The 8,732-nt window shown below is 43.4% G+C and carries 4 protein-coding genes, 1 tRNA gene and 1 pseudogene; 2 read left to right on the top strand and 4 right to left on the bottom strand.

Going from position 1 to position 8,732, the window contains the following annotated elements:
• From clpB to PX484_RS15045, 4 genes and pseudogenes are all read right to left on the bottom strand, one after another.
• The coding region (clpB, locus tag PX484_RS15060; protein ID WP_288104499.1) for an ATP-dependent chaperone ClpB at positions 1-2,602 on the bottom strand (2,602 nt) is incomplete at its 3' end.
• 522 nt (positions 2,603-3,124) lie between these two features.
• Positions 3,125-5,026, bottom strand: coding sequence for a thiamine pyrophosphate-binding protein (locus tag PX484_RS15055; protein ID WP_002801285.1), 1,902 nt, complete (start codon positions 5,024-5,026; stop codon positions 3,125-3,127).
• 1,155 nt (positions 5,027-6,181) lie between these two features.
• Positions 6,182-6,442: pseudogene (locus PX484_RS15050) on the bottom strand (IS630 transposase-related protein); the annotation flags it as partial.
• A gap of 331 nt (positions 6,443-6,773) precedes the next feature.
• A tRNA-Leu gene (locus PX484_RS15045) sits at positions 6,774-6,856 on the bottom strand.
• A 73-nt stretch (positions 6,857-6,929) separates the two neighbouring features.
• Between PX484_RS15045 and lgt the strand changes: the two genes are divergently transcribed.
• A complete protein-coding gene (gene lgt, locus PX484_RS15040; protein ID WP_002801283.1) occupies positions 6,930-7,781 on the top strand; it encodes a prolipoprotein diacylglyceryl transferase in 852 nt (283 codons plus the stop codon).
• A gap of 12 nt (positions 7,782-7,793) precedes the next feature.
• Positions 7,794-8,732 (top strand): branched-chain amino acid ABC transporter permease (locus PX484_RS15035; RefSeq protein ID WP_288104495.1); only part of this gene is annotated, 939 nt, incomplete at its 3' end.

Raw genomic sequence — 8,732 nt, 5'->3', positions numbered from 1 at the left:
GGGAAGCTAACCGTTTAAAGGTCAATCTTTCATCGGCCACATCGACAAAAATCGTGTCTCCCCCTTTGAATTCGCCGCGCAGAATTGCCTTAGCGATCGGAGTTTCCACATATCTTTGTACTGCCCGTTTTAAGGGTCGCGCACCGTACACTGGATCGTAACCAATTTCTGCTAGATAATCGAGGGCAATATCGGCAAGTTTCAGGGCTAATTTTTGTTCCATCAAGCGATCGCTGAGATTGGCTGTCTGTAGTTTAACAATCGATCGCAGTTGCGCTTTTTGTAAACTATGGAAAATGATCGTTTCATCGATACGATTGAGGAATTCGGGACGGAAACTATTCCGCATTGCTTCCATCACCCGCGCCTGCATTTCCTCATAACGAGACTCATCACCGGCCACGTCTAAAATGTATTGAGAACCGATATTACTGGTCATAATAATTATGGTATTTTTGAAATCAACCAGATGACCTTGAGAGTCGGTTAAGCGCCCATCGTCAAGGATTTGTAACATAACGTTAAAAACGTCGGGATGGGCTTTTTCAATCTCATCAAAGAGGATGACAGAGTAGGGACGACGCCGGATTGCCTCGGTTAATTGTCCTCCTTCATCGTAGCCGACGTATCCCGGAGGCGCACCCATAAGACGGGAAACGCTGTGTTTTTCCATGTATTCCGACATATCGATGCGAACTAGAGCCTCTTCCGTGTCAAAGAGATTGCGAGCTAAAGCTTTCGCCAATTCTGTCTTACCAACACCCGTCGGACCGAGGAAAATAAAGCTGGCCGTGGGACGGTTGGGGTCTGATAAACCAGCGCGGGAACGTTGAATCGCTTCGGCTACGGCTGTGACCGCTTCCTCTTGACCGATGACACTTTCGTGTAATTCCTCTTCCAGATTGAGGAGTTTTTCTTTTTCCGATTCGATTAATTTATTGAGAGGAATTCCCGTCCATTTCGAGATAATTTCGGCGATATCCGATTCGAGAACTTCTTCTCTTAATAAACTTTTGCCAGTGGTTTGTTTGTCGGCCAATTGAGTTTCTAGGGCGGACATTTGCCGCTGCAGATCGGTTAATTTTCCGAACTTTAATTCCGCAGCGCGATTATAATCATAATCGCGTTCGGCCTGTTGAATTTCCAGATTAACTTGTTCAATCGCTTCTTTAACCCCACGAACTTTATCGATAATCTCTTTTTCCCCTTGCCATTGGGCATTTAATCCCGATTGTTCTTCCTTGAGGTTAGCCAGTTCTTTTTCTAACTTTTCTAACCGTTCTCGCGAAGCTGGATCATATTCCCGTTGTAGGGAAAGTTTTTCCATTTCTAGCTGAAGAATTTTGCGATCAATTTCATCGAGTTCTTCGGGTTTAGAGGTGATTTCCATCTTCAATTTTGCCGCCGCTTCATCAACTAAATCAATGGCCTTATCGGGCAAAAAGCGATCGCTAATATAACGATTAGAAAGCAGTGCCGCCGCTACTAAAGCATTATCGGCAATTTTTACCCCATGATGCACCTCATAACGTTCTTTGAGACCGCGAAGAATCGAAATAGTATCGACCACATTTGGTTCATCTACTAAAACCTCTTGGAAGCGTCTTTCTAACGCCGCATCTTTTTCGATATATTTGCGGTACTCATCGAGGGTAGTGGCCCCAATACAACGCAATTCACCCCGGGCTAACATCGGTTTTAATAAATTGCCCGCATCCATTGCCCCTTGAGTGGCTCCCGCACCGACAACGGTATGAATTTCGTCAATAAACATGATGATATTGCCTTGGGAATCGGTGACTTCCTTGAGGACAGCTTTTAATCTTTCCTCAAATTCCCCGCGATATTTTGCTCCCGCAATTAAGCCACCTAAATCGAGAGAAATAAGAGTCCGATCTAACAGAGATTCTGGCACATCACGGTTAATAATCCGCTGGGCTAATCCTTCGACAATGGCTGTTTTTCCTACTCCCGGTTCCCCGATTAAAACTGGGTTATTTTTAGTCCGACGCGAGAGAATCTGAATGGTGCGACGGATTTCGTCATCCCGTCCAATTACGGGGTCTAATTTACCTTCCCGTGCCAATTGGGTCAGATCCCGTCCGTATTTTTCTAGGGCTTCGTATTTGCCTTCTGGATTCTGATCGGTCACTTTTTGACTACCTCTGACTTGTTGAATAATTTCTTTGAGTTTGCTTTCGGTAAGTCCGAATTCTTGAAAAATATTTTTACCGAAGCGATCATCTTTAGCGTAACCTAAAATTAAATGCTCGATCGAAATAAAGTCATCTCCAAATTCTCGGCGATAATTTTCTGCTCGATCAAGTAAACTATCTAAGCTACGACCTAAATAAATCGAGTCGCCAGGGTTAGAGATTTTCGGTTGACGACGGATAAAGTCATCGGTTCGATCCCGCAAACGGGCTAGACTAATATTAGCTTTACTAAAGACACTGCCCGCTAATCCCTCCTGTTCGAGAAGGGCTTTCATTAGATGTTCGCTTTCTATTTGTTGCTGGCTGTTCTGTTTGGCAATGTCCGGCGTTTTGACGATTGCCTCCCAAGCTTTTTCTGTAAATTGTTGTGGATTGGTTGGCTGCATTTTCTATAAGAGATTACTTTTATACCCTAGAGATTATTCTAGATTGACCGGTTTGTCGGCTCCTAGGGGCTTACCGTACCTAGTTAAGGGGGATTTCCCCTCAACTGTGCGATTTGAGCCGCTAAAGTTTATCAGCTGTAATGGATTTAAACTGCTTCTTGGAAATTTTAGTACAAATGTTCAAGCTCTCAACCAAGCTAAAATCTTAAGTAGCTGGTTATAATTAAATTAAAAATGAATTTTAGGTTCGATCCCCCCTGCCCCCCTTGATAAGGGTAGGGTTGATTGATAGTAGGGTTGATTGATAGTAGGGTTGATTGATAGTAGGGTTGATTGATAGTAGGGTTGATTGATAGTAGGGTTGATTCATGAATCAACCCTACCTTGATAAGGGGGGTGTCTGATAATTTTTAACGCCTACCTACTTAATTATTAAAGATGTTCACTGTTGACTGATTACTGATAACTGATAACTGATAACTGATAACTGATAACTGATTAAAGCTAACCCTAAAATACTCTCTAAGCGATTAAAGATTTAACTTTACTAATGATACCAACTGGGTCAATACCTTGGTGGGGGAACTGTTCCCATAAACCGCCACAACCTTCATGGTGAGTACCGATATAGGCGTATTTAGGAGTTAAACCGCGTTCGAGTAACCAAGAACCATAACGGCTACCTAAACCCGTGCGACGGTTAAATGCTTCTACCACTAAAACAAAGGGAGAACTACCAACTTTAGCGATAATTTCTTCATCCACTACATTGAGAGTCGGTTTATTAATTAAACCCACGTCAATACCTTCTTGTTTTAGACGTTCCACTGCATCCAAAGCGCGGTATAAACCATCGCCAAAGCTGATGATATAACCGGCAGTGCCTTCTCGAATTGCTTCATCTTTTCCGGGGACAAAGGTATAACCATCGCCAAAGAAATTATTACCTTTAGTATCAAGAATATTGGGAGTTTTAGAACGAGTCGAGAAGATAAAACGTAAACCGGGTTGATGGAAAGTTGCCTCGACACAAGCGGTCATTTGTGCAGCATCGGCCGGAAAATAAAGACGGGTTTCGTAACCGTCATCCAGTCCATTATCGGCAAAGAAATTATTCAAACCAAAGTGACAGGTATTATCCGCCATATCATCGATACCAGAATGGGAAAAATGACATAAAAGATTAGAATAATTCAAGCGGGCCATGGTGATTTCAGAAATACACATTTCTAGAAAAGCGGCAAAGGTGGCGAAAATTCCCTGTTTACCTTTTTCCATACCAAAACCAGCGGCTGCCGAAAGATTGCCCCGTTCCATAATACCGGAAGGAATAAACACTTCGGGATGTTTATCGTGGATAATTTTCAGGCCGCAGGAACCCTCTAAATCGCTATCTACTACTAATACCTTAGCCTTGCGTTCTTCCTCGCTCATTTTGCCTAAAAGACTGACTACTGCTTCGCCGAAAACGTTGCGGTTAGAACCCCATTTATCTCCAGAACCGAGGAATTTATAGTCATTAGAAGGCTTCTTAATACTGTTGAGATATTCCACGGCGGCACTGTGTCCTTTTGCCTCTAAATATTTCAAAGCCAAGGGTACAGAAATCACATCATGACCGTGGTTAGAACCTTCTAACCCTTCAATACCGGGACACATGGGACGTTTATTAATAATCGCAATCGGGCCGGGAGTATTAATTGCTTCACAGATATTGCGATACAAACTATCGATATCTTCCCCATCTCCCACTAACACTTTTAGTCCATGACCGGCGAGAGTTTTAGCCACATCATAACCGGGTAAATATTTGGAAGGATTACCAGCAATCGTCACATCATTATCATCAATAATTAGCTTAACATTGATGTGTTGAGCCACAGCTAAACGGGCAGCTTCCGCGTCATTGCCTTCCTGTTGAGAACCATCGGAACCTAAGCAAAAAACGGTTTTCCCTGGGTTAGCTAAAGCGACACCGTTAACGTAGGGCCACATATGTCCTAAACGGCCAGAACTAAATTTGACGCCGGGGGTTAATCCTAATTCCGGGTGTCCAGGGAGTTTAGAATTAGCCTCGCGGTAGTGCATTAATTGTTCTGGGGGTAAAGAACCTTCTAACGCAGACATGAGATATTGAGTACCGACGCGGTGTCCCGCTTCATCGAAGAAAATTGGTACAAATTGACTAGGTTGACTGCGGAAAAGAGCATCGAGAATCACCACTTCCGGGACGGTATCGTAGGGGCCGCCGGTGTGACCACCCACACCCCGGGCCGCACCCGTGGCAGTAAAAAAGATGATAGCATCGCGACAGAGTTGGATATTGGCTTTTAGGGCGCTTCTTTGCTCGTCGGTTAGGGTGGGGTTACTGGGGTCGAGACTGATGGGTTTATAGGCACTCAAATCGATGGGAAAGGTTGTCATCGTAGATTTTCCTTAATGTAGAGAAATAACTATAGTCAGGGAAATCATAGCCTAGAATGTCACCCGATCGATTGATTGAATAATTTCTTATCGAAAATTTGGGTTGAAAACCCCGTCCTTTTAGGACGGCTTTAAGCTACAATGGAAAAACCGATAACCAAGCTAAAAACTGAACCTTGACCACAGATAGTAGGGGGTTTCGTTCAGAAAGGAATTCAAATTCGGCCTTGAACCAGTAAAACTTTCTAGGAAATAAGGTTGAACATGAGATTTTTTCCACTTGTTCAAAGTGGCCGTCCGGCATTCGGACAATCAAAACGGACGGGTCGGAAAGCGTAAGACTACCGCTAAGGTAGCGGCATCCCGTGAAGCGTCAACCCAGCGGTCGGTCGTTTAATTAAGTTTGTTCGATCTGCCAGTCATCACCGTCTGGCCCCGGCGGTGAGGATGTCAACATAGATACCCCTTAATAATTCCACTTCACCCCTTATCCTCCTTAGTAGCTGACCATTGAGTTAACCCGGCGCCAATCAAAGCAGCCGGAGCGGGCAACGCCATCGCTAACTTTTCTTCTGGGAGAATTAACGACAAGGCAATTGAACTGATTAGCCCTGATGCAATAAAAATCATTGCAGTTTGGTTTTTACTAGCTATTCGGACAAAATTAAAGGGAGAATAAAACACACTAAAAGAAAAACCATAAATTTTTGTTTAACTATCGCGATTAACTTTAAGGTGCTTGGTTTTTAAAAGGATGATTCCAGGGTAAATTAGCCTGTAATCCAAACTTCCAAGCTAAATATCCTGCCAATTCGGTAGCTTTATTTTCCGTGGTGATTACTAGCTCGGCTATTCTCTGTTAAACCAGCGGACCCATTGAATTGCTCCACCAATACGAAATTCTGGGCGAATATTAAAAGTCCCCCATTTACCCCTGTTATTTCTGGAAGCCCATTGACACTGAGAAAGTCATTCCCCCCAGAAACAAACCGGGAAGTAACTATTCTCCAGGAATTGTTCCCAGTAGTTTGAGTATCGGCTGCTCCGTTCACCACATTAGGAAAATGAGAAACGGTCAAAGGCGCGTTAGCCAAATCTGGTCTATCTTGCCAGTTAAAGCCTTGAATCGCCCCCACTGAAGTATGATTATTATCAATATATTTTAATCAATTCTCTCAGCACTCTGTAGTATTTTATTCTTTCTTCTCGGTTTCTTTCTCTATAACGAAGTTCCTTCTTTTTTCTGGTAACTTTCATTTTTTTTAAGGCATAGCAAATGGCACTTGGTCTCACTCCAAACTTCTCGGCTCTGTCTCTTAATCTTGCCTCGGGATTTTCTTAGACATCTTTTGACAGTGCTTTCCAGTCCAGCTTTTTCTGACGATGTTTTACCTTTGTTGCTTCAAGTTTCTCCCTACGAACGCCATCTATAGCGCTTTTCACGTTACTGAGGTATTGACAAGTTTTGCCAACAAGGGGTTTAAGCCCCTTGCCCATACCTCATTCTGATGAAAACTGCTATACATTTTTACAACAAGCTGAAACATTGGATTACCTAGAGTTAGTACAAGCGTTTCGGAATTGGGTAAGAAGTCAGCTGAAAAAATAAAAGGAAGATTTTTCGACGTTAAATCTCATACCAATCTCCCGAATCGGAGTCTCAACAATGGAAATCAACAAGTTTTCCCTCTTGGGTCGTCGGTCGTCAACACCAAATTAGGTTACACTTCATCGACCCCGGGGTTAATGCGGATGGAGGGACTCGAACCCACACATCGAAAAGATACTAGAACCTAAATCTAGCGCGTCTACCAATTCCGCCACATCCGCAAACATAGGACTGTATCTGATCATAACATAAGATACTATAGGAAAGATAAAATTTTTTATTCTTAATAATTTTATGCTCTTAGGTTTTGTCTTTCAGTCCCCCGGCCCGATTCTCTGGGAGGTCGGACCGATTTCGGTGCGCTGGTATGGATTTCTCATCGCTATGGCGGTATTATTGGGTGTCACCCTCTCCCAGTACCTCGCCCAAAAAAGAGCGATCGATCCGGATTTAATCGCTGATTTGGCCATTTGGTTAGTAGTGGGGGCTATACCTGCAGCCCGTCTGTACTATGTTCTCTTTCAGTGGCAAGAATACGCGCCAAATCCTGCTGATATTATCGCCATTTGGAAGGGAGGTATCGCTATTCACGGGGCAATTATCGGGGGTTTGCTGGCGGCCCTAATCTTTGCCCGCATTAATCGGGTTTCTCTTTGGCAATTACTCGATCTAGTCGCACCTTCAGTTATTCTCGGTCAAGCGATCGGACGTTGGGGGAACTTTTTTAATTCGGAAGCTTTTGGCAGTCCGACTAATTTACCCTGGCGGTTGTTTATTCCTCCGGCTAGTCGTCCTTTAGAATATATCGCCGTCGATTATTTTCACCCCACCTTTCTCTACGAATCTCTCTGGAATCTGGCAGTTTTTGCCCTACTCATCTATCTGTTTTTCTGGGGTTTAAAACACCCCAGTAAATTAAAAATTGGCACCCTTACCCTAGTCTATTTTATCGCCTACAGTCTAGGTAGATTCTGGATCGAGGGACTACGCACCGATAGTTTAATGTTTGGGCCGCTGAAAATGGCGCAAATAATTAGTTTAGGAGCGATTGCCGTCGGTCTTTTCGGTTTATTCTGGTTATATAAACTCCAGCGTCCTTTACCAGATGTGGTGGCAACCGTCGGTTATAATCAAAAGTTACCCTAGCTAACCCTGACAATGGATCTAGTAACAATTTTTCAACAGGTTTTAAACGGTTTATCGATCGGTAGTGTCTATGCTATTTTTGCCCTCGGTTACACTTTGATTTTTTCCATTTTAGGTATTATCAATTTTGCCCATGGCGCAATTTTTACCCTCGGAGCCTATTTTACCTATGCTCTAGCGGGGGGAGTTTTCGGTTTTAATGGTTTATTAGCTAATGCCAAATTACCCTTTTCCTTACCCTTTTTTTTAGCACTTTTGTTAGGCTGTATCCTTTCAGGTTTCACCTCGGTTCTTCTGGAAAGATTGGCCTTTAAACCTCTCCGGGTACGGGGTTCCGATTCTCTCTTAACTTTGGTTTCTAGCCTAGGGGCAGCGGTGGTGATTGTCAATGTTATTCAATACTTAGTCGGGGCAGAAATTTATACTTTTCCCGATGGGATTTATGGCAATCTTCCCCCCGCAATTAATTTCGGTACAGCCGATCGCCCCGTGGCAATTCGCACAATTCAGATTATTATTTTTCTGGTTTCAGCAGTTATGGTAGCTTTACTAACTTATTGGGTTAATTTTACCAAAATGGGCAAAGCTTTACAAGCGGTAGCTGAAGATGTCACCACGGCCAGTTTGTTGGGGATCAATCCCGAAAAATTTATCGTGATTACCTTTTTTATCAGTGGTGCCTTGGCAGGTTTAGCAGGAACTTTAGTCGGTTCTAGTGTTAGTATCGCTGGCCCCTATTTCGGTATTGCTTTCGGATTAAAAGGTTTAGGAGTGATTGTTTTAGGGGGGTTGGGAAGTATCCCCGGAGCGGTAATCGGTGGTTTATTATTGGGTATTGCCGAAGCTTTTGTTCCCGCAGAATATTCCGGTTATCGAGAGGCGATCGCTTTTGCTATTCTCTTTATTATGTTGTTAGTTCGTCCCCAGGGTTTACTAGGCAGAAAGTTAATT

Source organism: Microcystis sp. M49636_WE2, assembly GCF_030065375.1.
Taxonomy (GTDB): domain Bacteria; phylum Cyanobacteriota; class Cyanobacteriia; order Cyanobacteriales; family Microcystaceae; genus Microcystis; species Microcystis aeruginosa_C.
The sequence above is the reverse complement of the archived record's forward strand: the minus strand, read 5'-3'. Positions and strand labels throughout refer to the sequence as shown.